A 26,861-nucleotide genomic window follows, 5' to 3' on the forward strand; every position below is an offset into this window, starting at 1 on the left:
AGGTATACGACAGCACGCGTGACGACGACCGGATGATCCGGTGAGCGGGACGGCCTGTGGCTAGAAGTGCATCCCCGGACGCCGGGCGATCAGGCGCGACACGGTCTGCGCGGCGGTCTGCACCGCGAGCCCCACCCGTCGAACGTCGAGGTTCTTCACCCAGCCCGCGGCCGAGAGGGCGGCGATCGGCTCCCCGTTGGCCCCGCGGATGGCCGTGGCCGCGCAGGTGACGCCGGGCGCGCTCTCCTCGCGCTCGTAGGCGATGCCGTTCGCCCGGATGCGGGCGAGCTCGCGTCGCAGCCGCACCGGGTCGGTGATCGTGTTGGGCCCGACGGCCACGAGGCCGCCCTCGATCACCTCTTCGGCCACCTCCGGGTCGCTCCAGGCGAGCAGAGCCTTGCCGACCCCGGTGGCGTAGGCCGGCATCCGTCCGCCGATGCGGCTGGGCAGCGGAGGCGTGCCGCGCGCCGGCAGGATCTCGATGTAGACCACCTCCGAGCGTTCAAGTACGGCGAGGTGGATGGTGTGGTTCACCGCCGCCCGCAGGTCGCTCATCGAGGCGATGGCGATCTTGCGCAGGTCGCGCGGTCGGGTGGCCGACTCGCCGAGCTCGAACAGCCGGAGCCCGAGGCGGACGCCGGTGCCGCTGCGCTCGAGGAACTTGTAGGCCACCAGCTCCTGCACGATGCGCGAGATGGTGGACTTCGCCAGCCCGGTACGGCGGGCGAGCTCGGAGACCCCGAGGGTGTCGTCGCGCGCCGTGAAGGCGTCGAAGATGGCTGCCACGCGGCCCACCATCGAGGCCGAATCGTCCCGCTCACTGGTACGCATCTTTTGATTATGGGATCGTGGCAGCCCACAATGCAACAACACCGAAAGCCGCAGCAGTGCGGATCAGAGAGACGACGGAGTGCTCGTGGACGAATCATCGATTGCCCGCTCGGGCGACCGCCTTCTGGCGGCGTACGACTCGGGCATCCCGACCACGCCGATCACGGCCGAGGGCCCTGTGTCGCTCGAAGAGGCCTACGGCATCCAGCTGCACCAGGTGGACGCCTGGCTCGCCGCCGGGCGCCGGATCGCGGGCTTCAAGGTGGGACTCACCTCCCGCGCCATGCAGGTGCAGCTGGGCGTCGACCGCCCCGACTTCGGGCACCTGTTCTCGGACATGATCCTCGACGGCTCGGCGCCGATCGACATCGGCCGCTTCATCAGCCCCCGGCTGGAGCCGGAGATCTCGTTCGTGCTGAAGGACGAGCTGGCGGGGCCGGGCCTCACCCTGGTCGACGTCATCCGCGCCGTCGACTACGCCATCGCCTCGGTGGAGCTGATCGACTCCCGCATCGCCGACTGGAAGATCACGCTCGCCGACACGATCGCCGACAACGCCTCCTCCGGCGGCCTGGTGCTCGGCACCAAGCCGCTGCGGATCGATGCGGCCGATCTGGGGCTGATCGGCTGCGTGCTGCAGAAGAACGGCGAGGTCGTCGCCACCGGTGCCGGTGCCGCCGTGCTCGGGCATCCGCTGAACGCCGTGCTCTTCCTGGCCAACACCCTCGGCTCGCTCGGCCGTTCCCTTCCCTCCGGTTCGGTGGTGATGGCCGGAGCCCTCACCGCCGCCGTGCCGATCGCCCCGGGCGACCGCTTCACGGCCACCTTCGCGCACCTCGGCAGCGTCGAGGCCGCCTTCACCTCCGGAACAGGAGTCAGCGCATGACCACCGTCCACAGCATCCGGCCGGATGCCACGACCTCCGACCGGGCGGGATCGGGCCGCAGGCCCACCGCCGCCATCGTGGGGCCGGGCAACATCGGCACCGACCTGCTCGTGAAGCTGCTGCGCAACGAGCACCTCGACGTGCACTCGATGGTGGGGGTCGACCCCGCCTCCGACGGCCTGGCCCGCGCCCGGTCGATGGGCGTCGAGGCGAGCGCCGAAGGCGTGCCGTGGCTGCTCGCGCAGTCCGAGCTGCCCGACTTCGTGTTCGAGGCCACCTCGGCCAAGGCCCACGAGGCCAACGCCCCGCTCTACGCGGAGGCCGGCATCGTGGCGATCGACCTCACGCCCGCCGCGATCGGCCCGTTCGTGTGCCCCGCCGTGAACCTGGCCGAGCACACGTCGGAGAAGAACCTCAACATGATCACCTGCGGTGGCCAGGCCACCATCCCGATCGTGAACGCGGTCGCGAGCGTGACACGGGTGCCCTACGCCGAGATCGTCGCCACCATCTCCTCGCGTTCGGCCGGGCCCGGCACGCGCGCCAACATCGACGAGTTCACCGAGACCACGTCGCACGCGATCGAGAAGGTAGGCGGCGCCGAGCGGGGCAAGGCGATCATCATCCTGAACCCCGTCGAGCCCGCGATGATCATGCGCGACACCGTCTTCTGCTCGCTCGAGCCCGGCGCCGACCGCGACGCGATCAGCGCCGCCATCCACGCACGGGTGGCCGAGGTGCAGCGGTACGTGCCCGGTTACACGCTGCGCAGCGATCCGCAGTTCGACGACCCGAACGAGCTCTGGGGCGGCCGGGGCCGGGTCGCGGTGTTCCTGGAGGTCACCGGCAACGGCGACTACCTGCCGCCGTGGGCCGGCAACCTCGACATCATGACCGCCGCCGCCGTGCGCGTCGGCGAACTGCTCGCCTCGGGCCGGAGCGTCGCATGAGCGCCCCCGAGATTGTGGGCGCGGCCGGGGCCGCCTCCGCATCCGCCCCCGCTGCCAAGCGCCCCGTCCGCCTCACCGATACCACCTTGCGCGACGGATCGCACGCCGTGCGCCACCGTTTCACCGAGCAGCAGGTTCGCGACATCGTGCGCGGTCTCGATCAGGCGAACGTCGAGGTGATCGAGGTCACCCACGGCGACGGCCTGGCCGGCTCCTCCTTCAACTACGGCTTCAGCCTGGTGCGTGACATCGATCTCGTGGCCGCCGCCGCCGACGAGGCCGAGCGGGCCCGCATCGCCGTGCTGCTGCTGCCGGGTCTCGGAACCGTGACCGACCTGCGCGAGGCCCGGGATGCCGGGGCCGCGGTGGCGCGGGTCGCCACGCACTGCACCGAGGCCGATGTCTCGATCCAGCACTTCCAAGCCGCGCGCGAGCTCGGCATGGAGACCGTGGGCTTCCTGATGCTCTCGCACCGCATCGGGCCGGCCGACCTGGCCGCGCAGGCCCGCATCATGGCGGATGCCGGATGCCAGGGCGTGTACGTGGTCGACTCGGCGGGCGCCCTGCTGCCCGAGGGTGCGGCCGCGCGCGTGGCGGCCCTCGTCGACGAGCTGGGCGACGACGCCCAGGTGGGCTTCCACGGACACCAGAACCTCTCGCTCGGGATCGCCAACTCGATCGCCGCCTACGAGGCCGGCGCGAAGCAGATCGACGGCACGCTGTGCGCACTCGGCGCGGGCGCCGGCAACTCGCCCACCGAGGTGCTGGTCTCCGTGTTCAGCGCCCTCGGCATCCCCACCGGCGTCGACGAGGAGCAGATCCTGGCCGTGGCCGAGGACGTGCTGCGCCCCCTCATCACGAGGCTGCCCGTCGCCGACCGCGCCTCGATCGTGCAGGGGCGTTACGGTGTCTACAACTCGTTCCTCCTGCACGCCGAGCGCGCCTCGGAGCGGTACGGCGTGCCGGCCTACCAGATCCTCAAGCGCGTCGGTCAGGCGGGCTACGTGGGTGGACAGGAAGACATGATCATCGACGTCGCCATCGAGCTCGCCAAGGAATCCGTATGAGCGGCGGGGACGTGGAGACCGGCGCGAGCACCCGTGCGTGGGGCGTCGAGCGCGTGGTCGACACGCTGCTCGAGGCCGAGCACGGCCGCCACGACATCACGCGCCTCACCGAGGAGTGGGACGGGCTCGACCTCGGCGCCGCGTACCGGGCGCAGCGCCTGCTGATCGCGCGGAAGCTGGCATCCGGAGAATCGCGTGTCGGCGTGAAGCTCGGGCTCACCTCGCGGGCCAAGCAGCAGCGCATGGGCATCACCTCGCCGCTCACCGGCGTGCTCACCGACGGTATGGCGCTGACCGCGGGAGAGCCCGTGCCCTTCGGCGCGCTCATCCACCCCCGCATCGAACCGGAGATCGTGTTCGTGATGCGCTCGCGACTCGCCGGCCCCGGCGTCACGGCCGCGACGGCGCTCGCCGCGGTCGGCAGCGTGCACGCCGGGCTCGAGGTGATCGACAGCCGCTTCCGCGACTTCAGCTTCGCTATGCCCGACGTGGTGGCCGACAACGCCTCCAGCTCGCGCTTCACCGTCTCGGCCACCGGTGTGTCGGCGCTCGGGCTCGACCTCGTGCTCGAAGCCTGCGTGCTGCGCAAGAACGGCGTGGTGGTCGACACCGCCACCGGTGCCGCCGTGCAGGGCAACCCGCTCGAGGCGCTGGCGCTGGCCGCCAACGACCTCGCGAGCCGGGGCGAGGCGATCGAAGCCGGCGACCTCGTGCTCACCGGCGGCCTCACCGATGCCGTGTTCGTGCAGCCGGGCGACGAGGTCTCAGCAGAATTCACGTCACTGGGTTCGGTGACGCTCTCCGTGGAAGGAACATCATGACCACCGTTCTCCCGACCGCCGCCACCGGCGCATCCGGAACCGCCACCGGGCCCGAGGGCCTGCTGCCCCGCTTCGGCCACGTCATCGACGGAGTGGAGGTGCAGTCGGCCTCGGGCGAGGTGTTCGCGAGCATCGACCCGTACACCCGCAAGCCCTGGGCCGAGATCGCCCTCGGCGGCCAGGCCGAGGCCGACCTCGCCGTCGCCGCGGCCCGGCGCGCCTTCGACGAGGGGCCGTGGCCCCGGATGACGGCGGGTGCGCGCCGCACCGTCATCCACCGCTTCGCCGATCTGCTGATCGAGCACGCCGACGAGCTCGCGCTCGCCGACACGCGGGACATGGGCAAGCCCATCACCCAGAGCAAGGGCAACGACGTGCCGCGCACGGCCTTGAACTTCCGCTTCTTCGCCGACCACGCCGCACTCAGCCCGGCCGAGGTGCTGCCGATGGACTCGGGGCACCACACCTATACGCGGTTCGATCCCGCCGGGGTCGTGGTGGCGATCGCGCCGTGGAACTTCCCGATGATGCTCGAGAGCTGGAAGGTGGCGCCCGCGCTCGCCTGGGGCAACACCGTGGTGCTGAAGCCGGCCGAAGACACCCCGGTGTCGGCCACCATCATGGCGCGGCTGGCGCTGGAGGCGGGCATCCCGCCCGGCGTCTTCAACGTCGTTCACGGCTACGGGCCGGAGTCGGTGGGCTCGGCGCTGACCGAGCATCCGGATGTCGACCGCATCACCTTCACGGGCGAGTCGGGCACCGGCAAGATCATCGCCCGGGCGGCCTCGGCCAACCTCGTGCCGGTGAGCCTCGAGCTCGGCGGCAAGGGTGCCAACGTGGTGTTCGCCGATGCGGAGATCGAGAACGCGATCGACTGGTCGATCAAGGCCATCTTCACCAACGCCGGGCAGGTCTGCCTCGCGGGCAGCCGCATCTATGTGGAGCGCCCGCTCTACGAGGAGTTCGTCGACCGCTTCGTGGCGGCGGCGAATGCCATGACCATCGGTGACCCGAAGGATCCGGCCACCCAGATCGGCCCGCTCGCCAGCGGCGAGCACTACACGAAGGTGCGCGGCTACTACGACACCATCGGCGAGTCGGGCGGATCGCAGCTCTCGGGCTCGCTGGGGGAGGGCTGGTTCATCGCCCCCACCGTGATCGCGACGCCCGACAGCGACTCGGTGCACCAGCGTGAGGAGATCTTCGGGCCGATCGTCACCATCTCGCCCTTCGACACCGAGGAGGAGGCGGTGAACCTGGTGAACGACAGCCCGTACGGGCTGAACGCCATGCTGTTCACCGAGAACCTCACCCGCGCGCACCGGGTCTCGGCTGCGCTGGTGGTGGGCACCGTCTGGGTCAACTGCTTCTTCATCCGCGACCTGCGGGCGCCCTTCGGCGGCGCGAAGGCCTCGGGGGTGGGACGTGAGGGCGGCAATTTCAGCCGCGAGTTCTTCACCGAGCCCAAAGCCGTCGTGATGCAGATGCTGCCGCCCGCACCCCACTGACCTGTTCATTTCCCCGAACCGATCGCACGACCGAGCAAAGGAGCTTCGGATGAATCGACTAGAGGGCAAGCGCGTCTTGCTGACGGGCACCGCGGGCGGGCAGGGCGAAGCCGCCCAGCGCCGCTTCGCCGAAGAGGGCGCCCGCATCGTGGGCTGCGATGTGCAGCCGGGAGCCGCCGAGCGCACGGCCGAGGTACTGCGTGCCGAGGGGTACGACGTCACGGGCCACACGCTCGACCTGTCGGATGCCGACGCGACCGCCGCGTGGGTGGAGGCCGGCGCCGAGTCGCTCGGCGGCATCGACGTGCTCTACAACAACGGGGCGGGCTACGGCTTCTCGCCGTTCGAGGACATGACCCGTGAGCTGTGGCTGCACGTCATGGACGTGGAGCTCAACATCGTGTTCAACACCATCTCCCCGGCGTGGAAGCACCTCAAGGCCTCGGGGGCGGCCTCCATCATCAACACCGCCTCGATGTCGGCCCTGCGCGGCATCGCACCGCTCGGCCAGGTGGCGCACGCCGCCGCCAAGGCGGGAGTGGTGGGCATGACGAAGTCGCTCGCCGCCGAGGGCGCCGAGCACAACATCCGCGCCAACGCCATCTCGCCCGGCTTCGTGAAGTCGCCCGCGACGGATGCCGCCGTGGGCCCCGAGCTGCGCGAGTTCCAGCTCGGGATGCACCTCATCCGCCGGGCCGGCGTGGGCGACGACATCGCACACCTCGCGGTGTACCTGGCCTCCGACGAGTCGGCCTGGACGACCGGCCAGAACATCTCGGTCGACGGCGGAGTGACGGCCGGCTTCCGCTAGCCGCACGTCCCGGCCCGACGGCCGGCGTCGGCTCGGCGCCGGCCGTGCGGATCAGCAGACGGTCAGCTTCTCGACCGCGGGCGACAGCGACGCGGTGCCGCCCAGGAGCGTCACATCCTGCACGCCCCGGCTGGTGATGTCGTCGATCACGCGCTGGGGCACGCAGGTTCCCGGCACCACGTAGAGCGGCGCGCCGCGCGCTCCGGCGACGGCCGCGCCGGAGAGGGCATCGGGGAAGTTCGATCCCGTCGCGAGGTAGAGCGACGTGGCGGAGGTGAACGCCTGCCCGTTGATGTTCTGCGAAGCGGAGTAGCGGTCGTTCCCCCACAGCCGGGTGATCTCCGGCAGCGGCCCCCAGATCGCGTTCGTGAAGGCGAACATGACGGAGTCCTGGATGGTGTTCGGCCCGCCCACGACGTAGGCCTGATCGGGATTCAGTTCCTCGAAGAGCGACCTCGTGTCGGGGTCGAAGGCGTCGGGGTGTGCGGGGTCGGCGCGGCCGGGGATCAAGATCACCGGATAGCCACGCGAACCCGCGGCGGCGCTCGCCGACAACGCGTCGGGGAAGTTCTCCCCGGCCGCCACATAGATGCCGTCGGCCGTGCCGAATGCGTACCGGGCCACGCCGCGCGACACCGCGTACCGATCGGCCCCCTCGATGGCCGTGACCGGGGCGATCGACGCGAGAGCGCCGCGGACGGCTTGCGAGACGGAGTTCACTCCACCGACGGTCACGATCGTCGCGGGGTGGAGGCGCCGGATCTCGTCCTCCACGGCCTGCGGGAGGGCCGCGGTGGGGGTCAGCAGCACCGGTCCGCCCTGTTTCACGGCCGCGGGCGCCGCACTGAGGGCATCGGCGAACTTCTCGCCCGTGGCCACGTAGACCACGGATGCACCGTCGGGGAACCCGTCTCGCGACACCTTCACGGCGACGTCGTAGCGATCGGTGCCGCTGATGCGGTGAGTGACCGGATGCGCCGGCGCGGGCTGGCCGGTCGGCACCACGATGATCGAGCTCGGATTCAGTGTCACCACGTACAGCTTCGAGCCGTCGGGTGAGGTCGTGACGCTGTTCGGCATCGCCGGCAGCTCGGTGGTTCTGAGGATGGTGCCGGAGGCGTAGTCGAGGGCCAGCAGATGGTTGTTCTTCGAATTGACTGTGTAGAGCTCCGATCCCGATGCCGAGAGATCGACCGAGACCGCGCCGTCGAAGTCGGTGGGGATGGTCGAGCCGCCGGTCGTGAAGCTCAGGTCGGCCACCGCGATGCGGTTGCTTCCGGTGGCGAAGAACGCCCGCGAACCGTCGGGAGAGAAGGCGAGGCGCGGGGTCCAGCCGGCGGCACCGCCGGACCCGGTGAGCTTTCGGGTGACCGGATCGTATCGGGCGATCTCGCCGCTGATGGCGGCGTAGACCGCTGAGCCGTCGGGGGTGAATCGGATGAAGGTGGCGTCGGAGCCGCCGAGATACGACACCGTGGGGTTCGACCGCAGGTGATCCACGATCTCGATCCCGTCTTCCGCGGCCACCCAGGCGGTGTCGCCGTCGGGCGCGATCGCGACGTCCCACGCCTTCGCGTTCAGGGTGATGGTCTTGATCGCCTTGTCGGTCGCGACGTCGATGACGGTCAGTTTGCCGGGAGGCCCGCTCTGGCTCGCGACGTAGGCCCGTGAGCCGTCCGGGGAGAACCCCACACTGCGCGGGTGCGGCGCGACCGTGATCGTCGCGCGCACCGCGTCGGTCGCCGTGTCGAACACCGTCACCGTGTTCGTGTCGTAGGCCGCGATGTAGCCGAGCCGTCCGTCGGGAGTGAATTCCGGCATGACGGCACCGGACCCGACCGGGATCGTGACGTACCCCGCATCGCCCTCCGCGGCGTCGGCCGGCTGCGCTGCCGACAGCGAGCCGCCGGCCAGCAGCAGTGCCGCGACAGCGAGGAGGGCGGGGCGGAACGGCAGGCGCGGCATACGGGGTCCTGTCTCAGGTGCTCGAGGGATGTTTCAGAGTAACGCCTCCCTCACGCCGGCCCGGTGACCGGGCCGAGGTGTGCCTACGATCCCTCGGCCCGATCCCGGTCTCGGCCTGGGGTGGGGCGGCGGGCCTTCTGCGCTCAGCGCTCGGGGCGGAGGGAGCGGAACGTCGCGCGTACGTCGTCGACGAAGAGGTCGGGCTGCTCGAGCGCCGCGTAGTGCCCGCCGCGGGGTGCCTCGTGGAAGAGCACCAGGTCGGTGAAGCGGCGGCGCAGCCAGCGTTCCGACTGGCGCACCGGCTCGCCCGGGAACTGTGTGTAGCCGGTGGGAACGGTGATCGGATGCTCGATCGTGACGGGCGACGCCCAGCCCGCGTTCCTCAGCTCCCAGTACGTGCGCGCCGAGGTCACGCCGGCGCCGGGCAGCCAGTACAGCATGAAGTCGTCGAGCAGCTCGTCCTTCGTGAACGTCGCGAGCGCGTCATCCGGGGTGGCGCAGCCGTTCTGGAACACCGAGTAGAGCCAGGCGGCCAGTCCCACCGGCGAGTCGGCCAGCGAGTAGCCGATCGTCTGCGGGCCGCTCTGGTGCTGCTGGGCGTACGACGACTTGTTCACCCAGAAGTCCTGGCCGTCGGCGAGGATGCGTCCCTCCGTGGCATCCGCCTCGGCGATCTCGGCCGGCGTCGGTTGCGCGGTGGAGAAATTGAGGTGCATCCCGACCAGCCCGCGCGGATTCGTGGCCGCGATCGTCTCCGACACGCCCGCGCCCAGATCGCCTCCTTGGATGCCCCAGGACTCGTAGCCCAGCCGATTCATCAGGGTGACCCAGGCCTCTGCGATGCGGTCGAACGACCAGCCCGTCGACGTGGGCGCGCTCGAGAAGCCGAAGCCCGGCATCGAGGGAGCGATCACATGGAACGCGTCCCGCGCGTCTCCGCCGAAGGCCACGGGGTCGGTGAGGGGCCCGATCACTTTGCGGAACTCCAGCACCGAGCCCGGCCAGCCGTGCGTCATGAGCAGCGGCAGCGCATCCGGCTCGGGCGAGACCGCGTGCAGGAAGTGCACGTCGACGCCATCGATGGAGGTCTGGAACTGCCCGATCCCGTTCAGCTCGCGTTCCACCCGCCGCCAGTCGTAATGGTCGCGCCAATGCTCCACGAGCGGCCGCAGCTGCTCGAGCCGCACGCCCTGGCTGCCGTCGTCGACGGTCTCCGCGACCGGCCACCGTGTGAGGGCGAGTCGCGCGCGCAGGTCGTCGAGCTCGCTCTCGGGGATGTCCAGGAGGAAGGGCCGGATGTCGCTCATGCGGGCACGGCCTCGCCGAGGCGCATCGCCGGCGCGCCCGCCAGAAGCGGGCCGATCGCGCCGAGGAAGGACTGCCCGGCCGGGCTCGCGACGGCCGCCTCCAGGTCGGCCTTCGAGGCCCAGTCGATCACTCCCAGAACGGAGTCGTCATCGTCGATCTGGGTGAAGAAGCGGGCGCTCTGCACGCCCGGCTGCGCCAGGTAGGCGGGGCCGGTCTCGGCGACCTTCTGCAGGAACTCCGCCCGGCGGCCGGGCTGGACGGTGAGGGTGATGATTTCGGTGGGCATGGTCAGGCTCCTTGTCGGCGGTGGATGGTGGGGTCAGGCGTCAGGCGGGCACGAAGGTCAGCGGCATCCGCTCGACCGAGAGGCGCGGCCAGGTGTCGCGCTCGATCGGGCCGGTGAGCGTGAAGGAGCGCGTGCGCTTCAGCAGCTCTTCGATGGTGAGGCGGATCTGCATCCGCCCGAGCGGGGCGCCCGGGCACTGGTGCATCCCTCGGCCGAACGCGAAGTGCGGGCGGGTGGGGCGGTCGAGGTCGTACTCGGCCGGGCGGTCCCAGAAGGCGGGGTCGACGTTGGCCGATCCGTAGTTCAGGAACAGCGGTGAGCCGGCCGGGATGTCGACCCCGTCGATCGTGACGTCGGTGGTGACCATCCGCGGCATCTGCTGCTGCGGGCTGTCCAGGCGCAGGCTCTCCTCCATCGCGTCGGAGATGCGCTCGGGATGCGCGCGCAGGAACGCCTGCAGCTCCGGGTTCTGCGCCAGTCGCAGCACCAGGTTGGTGACACCCGAGGCCGTGGTGGAGCGGCCGGCGAGGATGAGCGCGATGATCAGCCCGATCACGATCTGGTCGTCGAGCGGGGAACCGTCGATCTCGGCGGCGAGGAAGCGGCTCACCGGGTCGGTGCCGGGGTTCTGCCGGGCCTCGCCGATCAGCTTGCCGAGGTAGGGGATGATCTTCCCGAAGTGCTCGGCGGGCAGTGCATTGCCCGAGTTGCGCGAGCCCGATGCGGTGAGCTTCTCCATCGTGCTCGACCAGTCGTTGAAGATGCTCCAGTCGTCCTCCACCCGCAGCAGCACGCAGAGGCTGTGGGTGGTGAACGGGTACGCGTATTCCTGCGAGAAGTCGGCGGAGCCCGCGGCGATCATCCGGTCGAGCCACTCGGCGGCCAGCGGGCGCACCTCCGCCTCCACGCGGGCGATCTCGTCGGCCTTGAAGCACTCGCCGAACAGGCGGCGGTACGGGGTGTGCTCGGGCGGGTCGGCCATCAGCGGCAGGATGCGCGGGGTGCCGGGCGGCACGGTCACACTGCTGAAGGTGGCCGTGTCGAGTGCTGCCTTCTGGATGGCCTCGCGGCTGAACAGGCCGTAGCTGGGGTTTCCGTCACCGCGGTCGAGCAGGCCCACGGAGCCCTGGTGCAACAGGGCCTCGTAGACGCCCGCGGTTCCGGGGGCCTCGCCGTGGCGGAGGGCGGCGAATTCGGCCTCGGGGTTCCAGGCCAGTGCTGTCGTGCTCATTGTCTCTCCTTCGAGAACGGTGGGGCGGGGGGCGATCGGGTCAGTAGGTGTCTTTGTGCAGGCGGTTCTGCGCCCGGAGATCGGCGAGGGAAGTGCCGCCGGAGCGGCTCGGGCCGAGCGCGCTCTCGAGCGCCTGCTCGACGGCGGCCCCCATCGCACGGTCGCCGCAGATGTACAGCTCGGCGCCGGAGGCGATCCACTCGGCGAGCTCGTCGGCGCGGTCGAGGATGCGGTGCTGCACGTAGACCTTCTGCTCCTGGTCGCGTGAGAACGCGAGGTCGATGCGCTGCAGCGTGCCGTCGTTCAGCGCGGCCTGCCACTCGTGTTCGTACAGGTAGTCCGACGAGCGCCGCCGGTGCCCGAAGAACAGCCAGGCGGCTCCGGATGCTCCGCTCGCGCGCCGCTCCTGGAGGAACCCGCGGAACGGGGCCACGCCCGATCCGGGCCCGATCATCACCACGGGCGTCGACGGATCGGCGGGCAGCCGGAACTGCTCGTTCGGCGCGATGCGCACGCGGAACCGGCTGCCGATCGGCCGCCGGTCGATCAGGTCGCCGCTCGCCACGCCGGTGCGCTGCCCGCCGTCCGACGCTCGCCAGCTCGTCTCGGCGACCAGCAGATCGAGCCGCCGCCGGCTGACGAGCGGGCTCGAGGCGATCGAGTACGAACGTGGCGGCTGAGCGCGCAGCAGTGACCGGAACTCGTTCGGAGTGAGCCGGGTGCGCACGCTGCGCAACAGGTCCGCCAGGCGGTGCGTGCCGAGGTAGCCGGCGAGGGCGCCGGGGCCGGCCGCGGCCAGCGTGCGCAGGCCGGGGTCGCCCGTGCGGTCCGCCCAGGCGGCGACGTGGGCGGCGGTGACCGAGGTGATGTCGAGGTCGCGCAGCTCGGCGCGCAGGGCCTCGTGGTCCGAGAGGCCCACGGCCTCGAGCAGGTCGTCGATCACGGCCGGATCGTTCTGCGGGGTGATCAGCACCACGTCGCCCGCCTCGAAGGATGCATCCCGGTCGAGTTCGAGCGTGAGCTGAACCGAGCGGCGCTCGGCCCCCTCACCGTGCAGCTCGCGCCGTTCGGCCAGCACGGCCTCGTACTCCTCGCCGGGCTGCTCGAGGGTGATCGCGGCTCCGGCTCCGGTGCCGGTGCCGGTGCCGGTGCCGGTGCCGGTGCCGGTCGCGGTCATCGGGGCGAGCAGCGGCACGGTGCGCGGGATCCACCCGCTCGCGTCGGCCTGGTAGTCGAAGTCGCAGCGCACGAGCTCGGCCATCCGGATGCCGCCGAGCTCGGCCAGGCGGGCGTCGAGGGTCTCGCCGTGGCCGCAGAAGGTCGGATACGCGAGGTCGCCGAGAGCGAGCACCGCGAAGCGCACCCCGTCGAAGCGCGGGGCGTCGTCAGCCAGCAGCGCGGCCAGGAAGCCCGCCGAGCGCTCGGGCGCCTCGCCCTCGCCGGCCGTCGCCGCCACCACGAGCAGCGATGCGGCGCTCGCGAGGTCGGCGGGCGCCACCTCGGCCAGGTCGACCACGCGGTGCCCGAGTCCCAGGGAGGCGGCGTAGGCGCCGGCGGCCGCCGCGACGCCCCGCGCGTTTCCCGACTCGGTGGCGTACGCCACGATCAGCGTGCCGGAGGCCGCATCCGCCGGCCCGGTCGTGAGGATGACGGAGCGGTCGGCCGTCACGGCGCCGCTCACGAGCCCACCGCCGATCCGCCCGGTGCGAGACGCGCGGAGAACGGGTCGAGCGGGGTGCCCTGCTCGTACACCCCGCCCAGAAAGGCGATGCCCGAGGCGGTGAGGGTACAGGTGAGCGACTCCCACACCGAGGCCCCGTCGTCTCCGACGGAGTACGCGCAGGAGACGGTCGCGAGGATCAGCCGGGCATCCGGCTCGCCGATCTCCAGCACACCGGTACCGGCCGTGAGTCGCAGCAGCGGATCGCGCACGGTCACCTCCAGCGCCCCGAAATGCCCGGTGTAGCGCACCGATCCGGCGAAGCCGATCTCACCGTCGCCGCTCGCCGCATCGAAGCGGGCCGTGGCCGGCGCGAATACCAGGTCCCACCCCGGCACCACCGAGGCGCCGTGGCCGAGGTCGATGCCGCCGCCGGGGGAGGCGGCCGTGTACCGGGCGAAACTCTGCTTGACCGGCCAGCTCAGTCCGTGCAGCGCGGTGCGGGGGAGGGTGGGCACAACTGCTCCTTCGAAGTCGTGGCGAACGACCCGTGTCGAAATGGACACATGTCTATTCGTGACGAGTCTCCGCATCCGTCTCGCCCACGTCAAGTGCCCGGTCCGCTGAGTGGGATGCCGGGCGCACGACGAAGCGCCCCTCTCCGTGCGGGACGGGAGGGGCGCTTCGTTTACGACGCCGGGGCGTCGAGGGGGTGGGGAGGATCCGGCTCAGGTGCCCGCGGCGGCCGCCTTCTCGGCGAGGGTGACCCCGCCCGACGACCAGTGCTCGGGCGGCACCTCGCGCACGACCACGCGGATGCTCTGGGCCGGCGCCCCGAGCGATCGCTCGACCGCGCCGTGCAGCTCGCTCATCAGCGAGCGCAGCTGCTCGGGGGTGCGGCCCGCCGCGACGGTGGCCTCGATGAACGGCATCAGGCCCCCTGCAGACTGGGAGCGGACGCCGGGGTGGCATCGGACGCGGGGGGCGTGGCATCCGTCACCGCCGGCTCGTCGTCGACCTGGTACTGCGTCGAGGCGCGCTGCGTGGGCCCGCCCCACATGTCGATCGAGTTCGGCAGCGCCGGGTCGAAGTAGCGCGGCACCCAGCTGGCGTCGTCCTCGATGCGGCGCACACCGTAGGAGTACTCGTAGGTGAGCCCCTCCGGCCCCTTGAAGTAGATGAACACGGCCGTGGACTGCGGATGCCGTCCCGGGCCCTGCTCGATCTCCACCTCGTGCTTCTCGAGGAAGTGCCAGCTGCGCATCACGTCGTCGATCGACTCCACCTGGAAGTTGATGTGGCAGAGGCCGGGCCGATCGCCCTGGAACACCGCGAGCTTGTGGTGCACCGGATCGAAGCGCATGAGCGCCGCCTTGTTGCCGATCCAGTCGCTGATCTTGATGTTGAACAGCGAGCTCCACCACTCGAAGGCGGCGCGCGGGTCGGGCGCGTCGACGCAGAGGTGGCCGAACTCGATGATGCCGGCCCGGCGGCTGAACTCCACCGGTGCGGCATCCGACTCGGCGTCGACCACGAGGTCGAAACGGTTGCCCCACGGGTCGAGGAACTCGAGGAACTCCCGCACGTGACGCGAGTGTGCCTCCTCGGGCGTGCCCCAGCGCGTGGTGATGCCGGCCAGGGTGAGCTCCACCTCGGCGGCGCGCAGCGCGGCGCTGTCGGCGAGCGAGAGGCCCGAGCTCAGCACGCCCGAGCGGCCCTCCACGAAGGCGAGGCAGTGGTGGCGGCCGTCGGCGCGCAGGTAGTGCACGCCGTCTTCGCTGCCGCGGTACTCCATGCCCACGATCTCGGTGGCGAAGCGCACCGCCTCGGCCGCGTCGGCCGATCCGGAGCGCACGTACTGGATGTCTTTCAGTTCGATCACGAGAGGTCCTTTCCCTCAGGGTTGGCGAGATGGGTGTAGATGCGGGGCAGGAGCTCGGCGGCACGGTCGCGCCACCACTCCTGCTCGTCGAGGGGGATGGTCTGCGGATCGCCGGCGGCCAGGGCGCGCAGGGCGAGTTCGGCCGTGCGCTCGAGCAGCCACATCCGGGCCACCGCCTCGGCGAGGTCGCGGCCGCGCGTGACGGCGCCGTTGCCGAGCAGGATGATCGCGTCGGCATCGCCGGCCGAGCGCGCGACGGCGGCGCCGCCCGCCGCGTCGCGCACGAGACGGGAGTCGTGGTGTACCGCCACCGGGCCGAGCATCGCGGCGTGCCCGTTGAGGGCCGGCAGCTCGCGGCCGAGCGCGGCGAAGGCCGCGAGCTTCGGCGGTTGCGCCCGGCATACCGCACCGATCCCGGGCCGGCGGTCATAGAGGGCGGTGTGGATCCAGGCCTCCTTGGGCGCGCCGTCCGGCAACTCGGCGGCGTCCAGGGGCACGGAGGTGAGAGTGGATCCCGTCGAGAGGGAACCCAGTGGCCTCGGCGGCGTGATGGCGAAGGCCCCGGCTGCGGTGCGCACCGAGAGATGGCCGAAGGCATCGACCAGCCCGGCCGCCGCGACCGCGTGGGCCGCTTCGGTCAGCCGATCCTGCACGTCGTCGTCCATCGGGCTCCTTTACCGTTATCCCAAAACGTACCTGTATATGTAGAAATGTCAAGAGTGCAAGGATGGCGGCGGCCGCGGCGTAGAATCTCGGTCATGTCCTTGCCGCACGCGATCCTCGGTGTGCTCGAGGCGCGGCCGATGACGGGCTATGAGCTCACCCGATTCTTCGAGTCGACCGCCCGCTGGGTGTGGAGCGCCCCGCAGAGCCAGATCTACCCCCTGCTGCGCCGGCTCGAGGCCGAGGGGCTCATCGTGGGCGAGGAGCAGCTGCGGGGCGAGAAGCTGAAGCGCACCTCGTACTCGCTCACCGAAGCCGGCCTCGCCGACCTGCGCGACTGGCTGGCCGAGCCGCACGACGAGCCCCCGGTGCGCGATCCCCTGCTGCTGCAGACGCTGTTCCTGGACACCGTCGAACCGGCCGACGCCGAGCGCGTGCTCACCGCCCACCTGCACGCGCTGGAGGCCGGAATCGAGCAGTGGACGGTGCACCGCAACCGCCTGCTCGCCCGGGACACGCCGCTGCTGCGCGAGCGGCTGGCCTCGCGCGACACCGCCGACCACGCCCGCATCGCGGCCCTCAAGGCGCACGTGTTCGACTACCTGATCGACTCGGCCGAGCTCGGCATCGCGTGGAGCCGCCGCGCCATCGCCATCGTGCGCGGCGAGCTCGCGGAATAACGCTCGCCCCGACGCGGCCCGGCCCCGCGACATCCGTCATTCCGTCCCGCTCAGTGGGCCGGATGCTGGCCCCTCCGGCCGACGCCGGTCCAGACTGCGGGCCATGACATCCACGCTCCCTCCCCAGACCGCCCCCGCCTCCCGCTCCTCGGCTCCCGGCCGTCTCTCCGGCCGGGTGGCCGTCGTCACCGGCGGTGCCCGCAACGTGGGCCGCTCCTACGCCGAACGGCTCGCCGCCGACGGTGCCGCCGTGGCCGTGCTCGACGTCGAAGACGCCGTCGAGACGGTCGACGCCATCACCGCGCAGGGCGGACGGGCCTTCTCCCACCGGGTCGACCTCACCGATCCCGAGGCCGTCGAGGCCTCGGTGGATGCTGTGACCCGGGCGCTCGGACCCGTCGGCATCCTCGTCAACAATGCGGGCATCTACCCGCCGAAGCCGCTCGCCGAGATCACCATCGACGACTGGCGGCACATGTTCGCCGTCAACGTCGAGGGCGTCTTCAGCGCCCTGCAGGCCTACTCGCGGGGCATGAAGCAGGCGCGCTGGGGCCGCATCATCAACATCACCTCGAACTCCACCGGGCTGGTCATCCCGGGTCTCGCGCACTACATCTCCTCGAAGATGGCCGTGATCGGGCTCACCCGGGCGGCCGCCACCGAGCTGGCCGAGTTCGGCATCACGGTGAACGCCGTCGGCCCGAGCCTCGTGCGCACGCCCGTGAAGACCAATCCCGACGAGCTCTTCGACGCGGTGCCCGCCCTGCAGGCCATCACCCGGGCGGAGGTGCCGGAGGATCTCGTCGGTGCGATCTCGTTCCTCGCCTCGGAGGACGCCTCGTTCGTGACGGGGCAGACCCTGTGGGTCGACGGCGGCCTGCTGCGCTGAGTGCGCCGGGGCTCAGGGTTCCACGTCGGGGAAGAAGGAGATCAGCCGTGTCACCATCTCGTCCACGGGCAGCCCGGGGTCGGTGCGCATCCAGTGCATGAGCATCGTGAGAGTGCCTCCGGCGATGAACCGCGAGGTCTCCGCCACGTCGAGGCGGGCGGGGAGGACGGGCATCTGCTCGAACGCCGCGGCGATCGCCCCGGCCAGGTCGACCACGGCCACCTCGAAGGCGCCGGAGCTGCCGGGCATCCCGAACACGCTGAGGTAGAGGCCCCGGTGGCGAACGACATGCTCCACGTTGCGGCGCAGCATGGCGGTGGAGGCCTCGCGCCAGCCGGCGTACCCGGTGAGCGGGGCGTCGTGGTGCTGCGCCGCGATGGTCTCCAGCATGTCGTGCATGATGGCGAGGCCGAGCTCCTCCAAGCCGGCGAAGTGCGTGTAGAACGCCGCCCGGCTGATGCCGGCCCGGCGCACGACCTCGCCGACGGTGACCGGTTCGTCTTCGCCGAACGACTCCACCGCCTCGAAGATCGCCTGCCTGGTGCGCGCCACCTTCGTGTCCGACGAGCGGCTCATACTGCGCCGCACCTCGTCGATCGCCGAGGCGGAGGCGTCATCGGCGGGCATGCCCCGATCCTAACCAGCCCGATCCCGAGCAGATCGACACCCGACCAGAGGAGCACCCCATGACCGCACCACCCGTCTCGACCCTGCGGGGGATGGAGCACGTCGCCTTCACCGTGCCCGACCTCGAGCAGGCCATCCGCTTCTTCGTCGTCGTGCTGGGCTGCGAGCACCTCTACGACATCGGCCCGTTCGAAGACCCCGAGGGCGACTGGTTCGCGGTGAACCTCGACCTCGATCCCCGCGCCCGCATCCCACGCGGCGCGCTGCTGCGCTGCGGCCACGGCTCGAACTTCGAGATCTTCGAGTACGAGGCCCCCGGCCAGGTGCAGCGGATGCCGCGGATGAGCGACTGGGGCGGCGTGCACCTCGCGTTCTACGTCGACGACATGGCGACGTCACTGGCCGAACTCGAGCAGCACGGCCTGCGCATCCTGGGCGGCGCGAAGGACGGCCTGGGCGTCGAGGGCGGCGACGGCTCGACCTTCGCCCACTTCCTCTCCCCCTGGGGCATGCTGCTCGAGCTCGTCTCCTTCCCCCGCGGCAAGGCCTACATGCACGGCCGCACCCGTCTCCTCTGGACCCCGGTGCACCCCTCCGCCTGACCTGGGAGGGGTGCACCGACGACGGGTGGGGTCTACTCGCCACCGCCGAAGACCGCGGCGGCGGCGGCCTGCCACTCGGGGTCGGTGGCGTCGATGAGGGTGGGGTTGCCGTCGCTCCACTGGAACGAGTGCTTGAGCTTGGTGATCTTCCAGCCCGACTCCGTCTTGCGGAACGAGTTCTCGTACCAGCCGTACTGCGTGTAGTCGTCGCCCCCGAAGCGGTTCGGGAAACGGTGGCGGGCGATGTAGTAGAACACGCCGTCGGCCTCGTCGCCGCGGATGTCGATCGCGAAGTTCGAGTACTGGTGCTGCAGCGTGAGCCGCTCCAGGCACGCCTTCGCGAAGCGGGCCCAGGCGGCGGGGGTGGTGCGCGCCGGCGCCTGGCCGGTGAGGTCGAAGAAGTTCACGTCGAACTCGTCGTCGAGCGTGGCGGCGTACATCTCCCAGTCGTGCAGGTCGAGGCCGCGGCCGAAGCGCAGCATCACCTCGGAGATGCGCTGGCGGTCGAGCAGTTCGGTGAGCACGGCATCGCGGTTCGAGTCGGTCACGGAGACGACGTCCTGAACCGGCGAGTAGATGTCGTAGACGTTGTAGCCGGCTTCGGCGGTGGGCAGTGCGGTCATGGGATCCTCCAGTACGTCGACGGTGACGGTCGCCGCAAGTGTAGGTACTCTGGGCGGCCGTTCCCAACGCTGTGTTGCAGTCACCGGAACGGTCCATTGACATGCCGCGGATCCGTGAAGAGCATGTGTGCACACTTCCCGGGCATTCGAAGGATCAGCAATGGCGCAATCATCCCCTCTCCTCGGCGCGACCGAACCGGCTCCCGCCCACGGCGACGCCGCGGCGTCGTCCTCCGCCCCGACCACGGCGTCCGGATCGGGCGGCGGCCCGGGTCGAGGGCGCTCGAAGGGCCTCATCGTGCGGCGGATGGACGAGATCCGTGTGCTCGGCGTGCTGGTGGTGCTCGTGGTCATCGTGACGGTGTTCCACCCCCAGTTCCTCTCGATCGCCTCGATCGCGAACATCACCCAGCAGGCCTCGTTCTTCGGCATCATCGCCCTCGGCATGGTGTTCCTGCTCTCGATGGGCGAGCTCGACCTCTCGGTGGGCGGCAACTTCGCCTTCTGCGCGATGGTGGTGGCGCTGCTCGTGCAGTCGGGCGTCAATCCCTGGCTCGCCGCGCTCGCTGCGGTGGCGGTGGGAGGATGCCTCGGAGCACTGAATGCGCTGCTCTCCAACGCCCTCAGGGTGCCCATCATCGTGATCAGCCTCGGTACCCTCGCCGCCTATCGCGGAGCCTCGCTCATCATCTCGGGAGCCGGCTCGGTGTCGGGCGGCGACCCCGACGATCCGTTCTTCGCCGTGCTGGGCGGCTCGATCGGCGGCATCCCGGCCCTCAGCATCGCGTTCCTGGTGCTCACGATCATCCTCACCTTCGTCTACACCAAGACCTCGTTCGGCTTCGCGGTACGCGCCGTGGGCTCGAACCCGCACGCGGCCCGGTTGAGCGGCTACCCGATCAACCGCATCCGCATCACCGTCGGCGCCCTCGTCGGTGTGCTCTGCGGCATCTCCGGCATCCTCTCGTTCGCGTTCTTCCAGGCCTCGGACCCCGCCGTCGGCACCGGGTACGAGCTGCTCGTCGTGGCGGCGGCCGTGATCGGCGGCACCACGCTCTCGGGCGGCCGCGGCAGCGTGGTGGGTGCCGCGCTCGGAGCCCTGATCGTGAGCGTCATCAACGGAGCCCTCACCGCCTTCGGCGTCTCGGCCAACTACGCCGGCTTCGTCACGGGCCTCGTGATCGTGGGCGCCGTGGCCCTCGACTCGGTGCTCAAGCGCCGCAAACGGCCGTAGCGCCGCAAGCGGCCTCGGCGCCACCGCCGCTTCTCGTCTTCCCTTCCGCTGGACCCGAACACCGCACCACCCCACACCGCACCACCCGACACCGCACCACTCATCCCTCATCAATGACGATCACAGGAGAACCATGTCCCACTCACCCCGTCTGCTGATCGCGGGCGCAGCCCTGGCCGCGACCGCCCTGCTCGCCGGCTGTTCCTCCGGAGGCGCCGCCTCCTCCACCGACGGCTCGGGCGGCTCCGACGGCGCCGGCCAGAAACTCGCCATGGTCGGCCTCTACGCCGCCCCCTACACCGACGGCGTGGCCGATGGCGCGAAGGCCGCCGCCGACCTCGACGGCGCGGAGTTCACCCAGTACGGCCCCGTCACCCTCGACCCGAACAAGGCGATCTCCGACTTCCAGAACGCCGTCGCCGCCGGGGCCACCGGCGTGCTCGTGCAGGCCTTCCCGGGAGACCTGTGGGTCGCGCCGATCAAGAAGGCGACCGGTGTCGGAGTCACGGTCGCCACCTCGGACGTGCCCTCCGTCGGCTCGGGTGCCCTCACCAACGTCGGCCCGCAGAAGGTCGCCATGGGCGCCGCGCTCGCCGACGAGTACATCAAGCAGCTGCCCGAAGACGCCACCGGCATCATCGTGCCCGGCATCTGCGTGGCGGGGCTGCGCAGCCTCACCGCTCCGATCGAGGGCTTCACCACCCGGATGGAGCAGGAGCGCCCCGGCATCGACGTGATCGAGGCCGAGGTGACCGCCGGCGACCCGCCGAGCAACTTCGCCGCCTGGCAGCGCATCCAGGCCAAGTACCCGGATGCCCTCGGTTTCGTGGGCGCCTGCGACCAAGACCTGACCAACATGGTCAAGATGAAGCAGCAGGCGGGCGGGGACTTCCTGATCGGCGTGACCGCGGGCGGCGACGACCCGGTGGCCGCCAAGTCGATCGCCGGCGGCGAGATGGTGGGCGCCGTCACCCAGCGCCCGTGGCTGCAGGGGTACGTGGGGATGCGCCTGATCGCGAACACCGCGTTCCGTGACGCCGCCCAGCCCGAGGGCTGGATCAACACCGGCTTCGACATCGTGACCCCCGACAACGCCGAGGAGATCGCTTCGCTGCTGGAGGATCCGGCCGTGGCGCAGAAGACCTTCGAGGCGCTCGGCGACACGATGGTCGACGACGCGGATGCGCTGGCCTCCGAGCACCCGGTGGACTACCTCACCGAGTCGGACGGCATCGACACCGAGAATCCGATGCCGTAGCGCCGCGTCGCTGCGTCGCATCCGTCGCTCTCGCCGAGCGACTCCTCCCGAGCATCCCTCCCTGAACCGAAAGCAGGACCATGACGATCGAGACCGTCGTCCCCCGGTGCGCCGTGCGCTCCCTCCGCAAGCGCTACGGCGGCGTGCAGGCGCTGGACGACGTCTCGATCGCCTTCCTGCCGGGGGAGGTGCACGCCATCCTGGGCGAGAACGGGGCGGGCAAGTCGACGCTGATGAAGATCCTGGCCGGTGCGGAGAGCACCGACGAGGGCTTCGTCGAGATCGACGGGCAGGAGGTGCGGCAGGCGAGCGTCAAGGAGGCCAACGCGAACGGCATCGCGATCGTGTTCCAGGAGCTGTCGCTGTACCCCGACCTCGACGTGCTGGCGAACCTCTTCGCCAACCGCGAACCGCACCGGGTGGGAGCGGTCGATCGCCGAGCCATGGCCCGGATCGCCGTTCCGGTGCTCGACGAGCTGGGACTGCACACCGCGCTGGACACGCCGGTGGAAGAGCTCGCCCTGCACGACCGTCAGCTGCTCGAGATCGCGAAGGCGCTCATCACCGACGTGAAGGTGCTCATCCTCGACGAACCCACCTCCTCGCTCAGCGCCAACGAGACCGAGCGGCTGCTCGGGGTCATCCGCACCCTGCGTGACCGGGGTGTCACCACCATCCTGGTGTCCCACCGGCTCGAGGAGGTCTCCGCCATCGCCGACCGCGTGACGGTGCTGCGCGACGGCCGCTTCGTGCGCACCGTGCCGATGGCGGAGACCACGATGACCGAGCTGGTGACCGACATGATCGGCCGCCCGCCCGAGGACATCCCCGACCTCGCCCACGACGAAGCCGTCCCCGTGGCGGGCCGGGGTCTGCGCATCCGGGGCATATCTACGGCGCGCGGGCTCGATGCCGTCGACCTCGAGGCGCGGCCGGGCGAGATCCTCGGTCTGGCCGGGCTCGAGGATGCGGGGGTGCAGCAGTTGATGCACGTCGTGTTCGGCCTCGTGCGGCCCACCGCCGGCGAGGTGGAGTATCCCGACGGCCGAGGGTTGCCGGCCACCGCCCGTCACGCCGTGCGGCGGCGGATCGCCCTCGTTCCCGCCGATCGCCGCCGCGACGGGCTGATGCTGGAGGACAGCGTCGAGGTGAACGTCTCCAGCGTCAAAGCCGGTGTTCTGGGCGGATACGGGTTCCGGCTCGCCCGGCGGGCGATGCAGTCGGGTGCTGTCGACTCGATGTCGTCACTCAAGGTGAAGTTCGGGTCGCTCGGCAACCCGGTGCGCAATCTCTCCGGCGGCAATCAGCAGAAGATCGTGCTGGCCAAATGGCTGCAGATCGATCCGGCCGTCGTGCTGCTCGACGACCCCACGCGCGGCGTCGACCTCGGCGCCAAGCTCGAGATCTACGAGGTCATCCGGGCACTCGCCGCTCGCGGCTGTACCGTGCTGTTCAGTTCCAGCGAGCTCGACGAGTACCGCCATCTCTGCCGGCGCGTCGTGGTGTTCCGCCGGGGTCGCGTCACCTCGCTGCTGGAGGGCGACGACGTCACCCAGCACCGGGTGCTGCACGCGATGAATGTCTGAGCGTAGGGTACGGAAGGCGGCCTCGCCGAGGCCACCGGACAGGCGGAGGAGCTGAGATGGTCGAGCAGTCCCCGGTCAGCGCCCTCTCGCCGCTCACCATCGTCGAGCCGCGATCGACGAGCCTCGAGGTGCACGCGCACCTGCGCCGGCTGATCATCGACAGCGTGCTGGCTCCGGGCGCCGTGCTGAAACAGGCCGAGCTCGCCCGGGCGTTCGAGGTGAGCCGCACCCCCATGCGCGAAGCCTTCCGGATGCTCCAGGAGGAGGGCCTGATCGACGCCGAGCCCAACCAGCGCGCGCGGGTGCGCGGGTTCGACCCGGTCGAGCTCGACCTGCTCTACGCCACCCGCATCACCTTGGAATCGCTCGGCTGCCGGCTCTCGGCCGGGCGCCTCACCTCCGAGGAGGCCGACGAGGCCCGAGGGCTCATCGACGAGATGGAACGCGCCCGCAGGGCGGACGACACCGACGCCTGGATCGACACGCACCATCGCTTCCACGGGCTGTGCATGGCTCGCACGGGAGAGCCGCTGATCCGCACCATCACGTCGTACGCCGAACGAAGCGAGCGCTACCTGCGGCTGTACCGCATCTGGCATCCGATGGCCTTCACCATCGCGCACGACGAGCACCTGGCCATCCTGGCCGCCGTGGAGCAGGGCGACGCGACGGCGGCCGGCCGGCTGATGGCCCGGCACCTCTCCCGCACGGCGCTCGTGGTGCTGGGCGACCTGGCGGCCGACACCCCGTCGCACGCGATCGACCAGGCGCTGGCGATGGCCACGGCCGCGCGGTCGAAGCCGTCACGCTGAGGCCCGCACCCTGAGGTCCGTACACGGAAGCGGCCCCGGATCCGAAGACCCGGGGCCGCTGGGCGGAGCCGACGCTAGGCCGAGGCGATCGACTCCTCCGCCGTGCGGCGCATGGCGGAGAGGGTGGAGGCGACGGCCTTGAGGTAGTCGGCCTTCATGCCGTCGGCGTACTCCTGCTCGGCGGCCGAGCCGGGCTCGACGTCGCTCACCACGAGGGCGAAGCTGAAGCGCAGCCGCAGGTCGTCGTCGTCGCCCTCGATCTCGTTCGCGATCGTGCCGAGCACCGGCCCGGCGATGCGGGTGAACACCACGCGCACCGGCTCCTGCAGCGTGATGCGCTCGGTGTGCGGCTGCCCGCGCAGCACGATGTCGCGGTCGAACACCGTGTCGCTGTGCCGGGCGGTGACGGTGCAGTCGCTCATCGACGGCACGAACGGAAGGGCGTTGTTGGCCTTGAGGACGAGGCCGTCCCACACCTGTGCGCGGTTCAGGCGGGTGCCGCCCTCCTCGTTGACGGGCAGGACGTGGCTGACGTAGATCACGGTGTCTCCTCTTGATCGGGTTCTGGACGGCCGGGCAGCCGCCCGGGTCAGGCGCTCGCGGTGGCGGGGCTGAGCACCGCGGCGGGCACCTCGGAGATGGGTGCGAACACCGGGGCGAGGTCGATCACGATCTGCCAGTCGGCCACCTTGTCGCCCTCGAAGCGCAGGATGTCGACGTTGGGCGTGTAGACCGTCTCGCCGTCCAGGCGGCGGTACTCCACGTCCACGTGCAGGATGACGATGTTCTCCTCGGGCTCCCAGATGTGCAGGATGTGGTGGGTGAGGCCCGCGATCGACGAGAAGAATCCCGTGATCGCCTCCTGCACCGCGGCGGGTCCGTGCAGCGGGTCGCCGTTGCCGAAGCGGAAGGTGACGTCGTCGGTGAGGTGGGCGACGAACTGAGGGGGGTCGAACGCGTCGATGCTGGCGAAGATCTCGCGCACATTGTGGGTCATAGCTGCTCCTTCGAAGCTTTGAGGATGGTGAGTGATGGTAATCATCGGCGGCTCGGATGGACAAGCGGATGTTCCACTCACCGGTGCATCCGGCCCTCTTTCAGAGGTGGGATCGGGGCGCGGCCGTCACGGCGGAGGTGCCCCGCTCGGCCCGCTCGAAGTCGGTGTGCCATCCGGGAGTCGCCGGCCCCAGGTCGTGCGCGATCCCGGCGCCGTCGGCGGTGGCGGCCAGCGACGATCGGGAGAGGTCGGCGATCTGCTCCGGAGTCATCTGGTCCAGCTGCCAGGCGAACAGCTCGGGACTCACGCTGCCCAGGCCGCCGGTGCGGGCGAGAGTGCTCAGGATGGCGTCGAGCGGGAACGCGCCGAGGCCCGGGGGCAGCCGGTTGTCGAGGTTGTCCTCCACCCACGACCGGTTCTTCGGCACGCGCGCGAGCCCGTCCGCGAGCTGCACGAAATCGATCCGGTCGCCCGGGATCGACTCCAGGAGTTCCAGGCTCGATCCGCTGCGCTGGAAGCACCAGGTGTCCAGCACGATTCCGCTGTTCGCGCGGTCGGCGTCGCGCACGATCGACCAGGCCGTCTCGAGGTCGGGCACGCCCCAGTCGAGCGGGATGAACTCCAGCGAGCAGTGCAGGCCGTGGTCCGCAGCCCGGTCGCAGAGTCGGGCGAAGTCCTCCGTCATCTGCTCCTGCGCTATGGCGCCGTGCGGGAAGGTGGCGATGGCGGTCATCGAGGCCGCGCCGAGCGCCTCCGCGATCCGCAGGAAGTCGTCGGCGTCGAAGGCGAAGAATGACAGCGGGAACACCGCGGGGTCGAGGTTGGCGGGCTGCCAGAGCGCACTCCAACGGGTGAAGGGGTCGAGGTGGATGCGCTCTATCCCGTTGTCGGCGCAGAGGGCGCGCATATCGCCACTCGAGATCCCCTCGGAGAGAGCCTGGCTCCACCCCAGCGGCGTGATGCTGATGCCGCCGAATCCGGCCAGTGCCGCAGCGCGAACCTGATCTGCGAGCCGGAGTGTTCGCACGGTGCCGGCCCACATGACGCTCTGCGAGCGCTCGATGCCCGTTCCGCGCGTCGAGAATTCATCGGTCATGACTTCGGCCTCCATCGGCTGTCCCTGCTCTTGTCCGCAGCGCCTCAACCTACTGAAGTGCCGGTGTTCCGCGCAGCCGTTCGCCCACTGAGCGGAACGGAAGGTGCGTCGGCGTCGGAGCTGGTGGAACCATCGTGACCGTCCGGTCGTTTGCGTACAGCACGAATGGTTAGGTCCCATCTGTCCTACGGCCGGACATCCCCTTTCGCTCACGTGTCCAGCACGTCGCGGACACTATCCGCCGACGAGAATTCGATGCTCCCCTACCCGACTGAGGTCAGTCACTCAGTCATCCGTCTCGAACGGTTGTGCGGGCGCCAGCTCTCGGTGCAGCGGGTGAGCGGATCGAGGCGCGCGCATCCCGGTTGCTGGGACGCCGCGGCGATCGTGGTACCAAGGTCCCATGAGCCACGCCGATCCCGCGCCGCAATCCGACCGCATCGACGTCGCGCCGGGCGACGGCCGCGACGAGACCGAGAACGAGCGCCTCGACCGCAACTGGAACGAGCTGCTGCAGGAGCTGCGGGTGATCCAGACCGGGACGCAGATCCTCACCGGGTTCCTGCTCGCGGCGGTGTTCCAGTCGCG

The 26,861-nt window shown here is 70.6% G+C and carries 29 protein-coding genes; 14 read left to right on the forward strand and 15 right to left on the reverse strand.

Features of this window, described 5'->3' with window-relative positions; all coding sequences use genetic code 11:
- Positions 1-60 precede the first annotated feature (60 nt).
- Positions 61-831, reverse strand: coding sequence for an IclR family transcriptional regulator (locus Q0D75_RS10655; protein ID WP_291052968.1), 771 nt, complete (start codon positions 829-831; stop codon positions 61-63).
- Positions 832-916: 85 nt separating this feature from the next.
- Between Q0D75_RS10655 and Q0D75_RS10660 the strand changes: the two genes are divergently transcribed.
- Genes Q0D75_RS10660 through Q0D75_RS10685 form a run of 6 tightly spaced genes read left to right on the forward strand, consistent with a single transcriptional unit; the run spans position 917 to position 6,874 of the window.
- Positions 917-1,717 (forward strand): 2-keto-4-pentenoate hydratase, encoded by an 801-nt coding sequence (locus Q0D75_RS10660; protein WP_291052971.1) that lies wholly within the window; start codon positions 917-919, stop codon positions 1,715-1,717.
- Positions 1,714-2,667: an acetaldehyde dehydrogenase (acetylating) gene (locus tag Q0D75_RS10665; protein ID WP_291052974.1), complete on the forward strand. Its 954-nt coding sequence runs from the start codon at positions 1,714-1,716 to the stop codon at positions 2,665-2,667. The genes Q0D75_RS10660 and Q0D75_RS10665 overlap by 4 nt, the downstream gene beginning before the upstream one ends.
- Positions 2,664-3,734, forward strand: a complete 1,071-nt coding sequence (gene dmpG / locus Q0D75_RS10670; protein ID WP_291052977.1) for a 4-hydroxy-2-oxovalerate aldolase — start codon at positions 2,664-2,666, stop codon at positions 3,732-3,734. The genes Q0D75_RS10665 and dmpG overlap by 4 nt, the downstream gene beginning before the upstream one ends.
- Entirely contained in the window at positions 3,731-4,555 is an 825-nt protein-coding gene (locus tag Q0D75_RS10675) for a fumarylacetoacetate hydrolase family protein (protein WP_291052981.1), read from the forward strand. Before dmpG ends, Q0D75_RS10675 begins: the two co-directional genes overlap by 4 nt.
- Positions 4,552-6,063, forward strand: coding sequence for an aldehyde dehydrogenase (locus Q0D75_RS10680; RefSeq protein ID WP_291052984.1), 1,512 nt, complete (start codon positions 4,552-4,554; stop codon positions 6,061-6,063). The genes Q0D75_RS10675 and Q0D75_RS10680 overlap by 4 nt, the downstream gene beginning before the upstream one ends.
- Before the next feature lie 49 nt (positions 6,064-6,112).
- Entirely contained in the window at positions 6,113-6,874 is a 762-nt protein-coding gene (locus tag Q0D75_RS10685; RefSeq protein ID WP_291052987.1) for an SDR family NAD(P)-dependent oxidoreductase, read from the forward strand.
- A gap of 51 nt (positions 6,875-6,925) precedes the next feature.
- Here Q0D75_RS10685 and Q0D75_RS10690 read toward each other — a convergent pair whose 3' ends face one another.
- The 9 genes from Q0D75_RS10690 to Q0D75_RS10730 form a co-directional block, all read right to left on the reverse strand.
- Positions 6,926-8,839: a cell wall-binding repeat-containing protein gene (locus tag Q0D75_RS10690; RefSeq protein ID WP_291052990.1), complete on the reverse strand. Its 1,914-nt coding sequence runs from the start codon at positions 8,837-8,839 to the stop codon at positions 6,926-6,928.
- Between the two features lie 143 nt (positions 8,840-8,982).
- Entirely contained in the window at positions 8,983-10,146 is a 1,164-nt protein-coding gene (locus Q0D75_RS10695; protein ID WP_291052993.1) for an epoxide hydrolase, read from the reverse strand.
- On the reverse strand, positions 10,143-10,433 hold the full coding sequence (locus Q0D75_RS10700; RefSeq protein ID WP_291052996.1) for an antibiotic biosynthesis monooxygenase family protein: 291 nt from the start codon (positions 10,431-10,433) through the stop codon (positions 10,143-10,145). The genes Q0D75_RS10695 and Q0D75_RS10700 overlap by 4 nt, the downstream gene beginning before the upstream one ends.
- Positions 10,434-10,473: 40 nt before the next feature.
- Complete coding sequence (locus Q0D75_RS10705) at positions 10,474-11,664, reverse strand: cytochrome P450 (RefSeq protein ID WP_291052998.1); 1,191 nt, start codon at positions 11,662-11,664, stop codon at positions 10,474-10,476.
- A gap of 40 nt (positions 11,665-11,704) precedes the next feature.
- Positions 11,705-13,345, reverse strand: coding sequence for a sulfite reductase flavoprotein subunit alpha (locus tag Q0D75_RS10710; protein WP_291053001.1), 1,641 nt, complete (start codon positions 13,343-13,345; stop codon positions 11,705-11,707).
- Positions 13,342-13,842 (reverse strand): HtaA domain-containing protein, encoded by a 501-nt coding sequence (locus Q0D75_RS10715; RefSeq protein WP_291053003.1) that lies wholly within the window; start codon positions 13,840-13,842, stop codon positions 13,342-13,344. The genes Q0D75_RS10710 and Q0D75_RS10715 overlap by 4 nt, the downstream gene beginning before the upstream one ends.
- A gap of 210 nt (positions 13,843-14,052) precedes the next feature.
- Entirely contained in the window at positions 14,053-14,256 is a 204-nt protein-coding gene (locus Q0D75_RS10720) for a 4-oxalocrotonate tautomerase family protein (protein ID WP_291053005.1), read from the reverse strand.
- Positions 14,256-15,206 (reverse strand): VOC family protein, encoded by a 951-nt coding sequence (locus Q0D75_RS10725; RefSeq protein ID WP_291053007.1) that lies wholly within the window; start codon positions 15,204-15,206, stop codon positions 14,256-14,258. Before Q0D75_RS10725 ends, Q0D75_RS10720 begins: the two co-directional genes overlap by 1 nt.
- Positions 15,203-15,871: a class II aldolase/adducin family protein gene (locus Q0D75_RS10730; protein WP_291053009.1), complete on the reverse strand. Its 669-nt coding sequence runs from the start codon at positions 15,869-15,871 to the stop codon at positions 15,203-15,205. Before Q0D75_RS10730 ends, Q0D75_RS10725 begins: the two co-directional genes overlap by 4 nt.
- 93 nt (positions 15,872-15,964) lie before the next feature.
- Between Q0D75_RS10730 and Q0D75_RS10735 the strand changes: the two genes are divergently transcribed.
- Both Q0D75_RS10735 and Q0D75_RS10740 read left to right on the forward strand, forming a co-directional pair.
- Positions 15,965-16,549, forward strand: a complete 585-nt coding sequence (locus Q0D75_RS10735; protein WP_291053012.1) for a PadR family transcriptional regulator — start codon at positions 15,965-15,967, stop codon at positions 16,547-16,549.
- A 103-nt stretch (positions 16,550-16,652) separates the two neighbouring features.
- Entirely contained in the window at positions 16,653-17,438 is a 786-nt protein-coding gene (locus tag Q0D75_RS10740) for an SDR family NAD(P)-dependent oxidoreductase (RefSeq protein WP_291053015.1), read from the forward strand.
- A 12-nt stretch (positions 17,439-17,450) separates the two neighbouring features.
- Here Q0D75_RS10740 and Q0D75_RS10745 read toward each other — a convergent pair whose 3' ends face one another.
- A complete protein-coding gene (locus tag Q0D75_RS10745) occupies positions 17,451-18,065 on the reverse strand; it encodes a TetR/AcrR family transcriptional regulator (RefSeq protein WP_291053017.1) in 615 nt (204 codons plus the stop codon).
- A 59-nt stretch (positions 18,066-18,124) separates the two neighbouring features.
- Between Q0D75_RS10745 and Q0D75_RS10750 the strand changes: the two genes are divergently transcribed.
- Positions 18,125-18,667, forward strand: coding sequence for a VOC family protein (locus Q0D75_RS10750; RefSeq protein WP_291053021.1), 543 nt, complete (start codon positions 18,125-18,127; stop codon positions 18,665-18,667).
- A gap of 32 nt (positions 18,668-18,699) precedes the next feature.
- On the opposite strand, the gene Q0D75_RS10755 is transcribed toward Q0D75_RS10750, so the two are convergent.
- Positions 18,700-19,290, reverse strand: a complete 591-nt coding sequence (locus Q0D75_RS10755; protein WP_291053024.1) for a nuclear transport factor 2 family protein — start codon at positions 19,288-19,290, stop codon at positions 18,700-18,702.
- Between the two features lie 160 nt (positions 19,291-19,450).
- Here Q0D75_RS10755 and Q0D75_RS10760 point away from each other — a divergent pair, with 160 nt between their 5' ends.
- The 4 genes from Q0D75_RS10760 (at position 19,451) to Q0D75_RS10775 (ending at position 24,180) form a co-directional block, all read left to right on the forward strand.
- Positions 19,451-20,524, forward strand: a complete 1,074-nt coding sequence (locus Q0D75_RS10760) for an ABC transporter permease (RefSeq protein WP_291053027.1) — start codon at positions 19,451-19,453, stop codon at positions 20,522-20,524.
- Positions 20,525-20,657: 133 nt separating this feature from the next.
- On the forward strand, positions 20,658-21,782 hold the full coding sequence (locus Q0D75_RS10765) for a sugar ABC transporter substrate-binding protein (protein WP_291053030.1): 1,125 nt from the start codon (positions 20,658-20,660) through the stop codon (positions 21,780-21,782).
- Between the two features lie 80 nt (positions 21,783-21,862).
- Entirely contained in the window at positions 21,863-23,368 is a 1,506-nt protein-coding gene (locus Q0D75_RS10770) for a sugar ABC transporter ATP-binding protein (protein ID WP_291053033.1), read from the forward strand.
- 56 nt (positions 23,369-23,424) lie between these two features.
- Entirely contained in the window at positions 23,425-24,180 is a 756-nt protein-coding gene (locus Q0D75_RS10775; protein WP_291053036.1) for a GntR family transcriptional regulator, read from the forward strand.
- Positions 24,181-24,254: 74 nt separating this feature from the next.
- On the opposite strand, the gene Q0D75_RS10780 is transcribed toward Q0D75_RS10775, so the two are convergent.
- The 3 genes from Q0D75_RS10780 to Q0D75_RS10790 all read right to left on the reverse strand — a co-directional run bounded on the left by Q0D75_RS10780 (position 24,255) and on the right by Q0D75_RS10790 (position 26,273).
- Complete coding sequence (locus tag Q0D75_RS10780) at positions 24,255-24,722, reverse strand: SRPBCC family protein (RefSeq protein ID WP_291053038.1); 468 nt, start codon at positions 24,720-24,722, stop codon at positions 24,255-24,257.
- A gap of 47 nt (positions 24,723-24,769) precedes the next feature.
- Positions 24,770-25,177, reverse strand: a complete 408-nt coding sequence (locus tag Q0D75_RS10785) for a nuclear transport factor 2 family protein (protein ID WP_291053043.1) — start codon at positions 25,175-25,177, stop codon at positions 24,770-24,772.
- 100 nt (positions 25,178-25,277) lie between these two features.
- Entirely contained in the window at positions 25,278-26,273 is a 996-nt protein-coding gene (locus Q0D75_RS10790; RefSeq protein ID WP_291053046.1) for a sugar phosphate isomerase/epimerase, read from the reverse strand.
- A gap of 403 nt (positions 26,274-26,676) precedes the next feature.
- Between Q0D75_RS10790 and Q0D75_RS10795 the strand changes: the two genes are divergently transcribed.
- On the forward strand, positions 26,677-26,861 hold a 185-nt coding region (locus Q0D75_RS10795; protein WP_291053049.1), incomplete at its 3' end, for a DUF6328 family protein.

This window comes from Herbiconiux sp., from assembly GCF_023264855.1.
Classification (GTDB): Bacteria; Actinomycetota; Actinomycetes; order Actinomycetales; family Microbacteriaceae; genus Herbiconiux.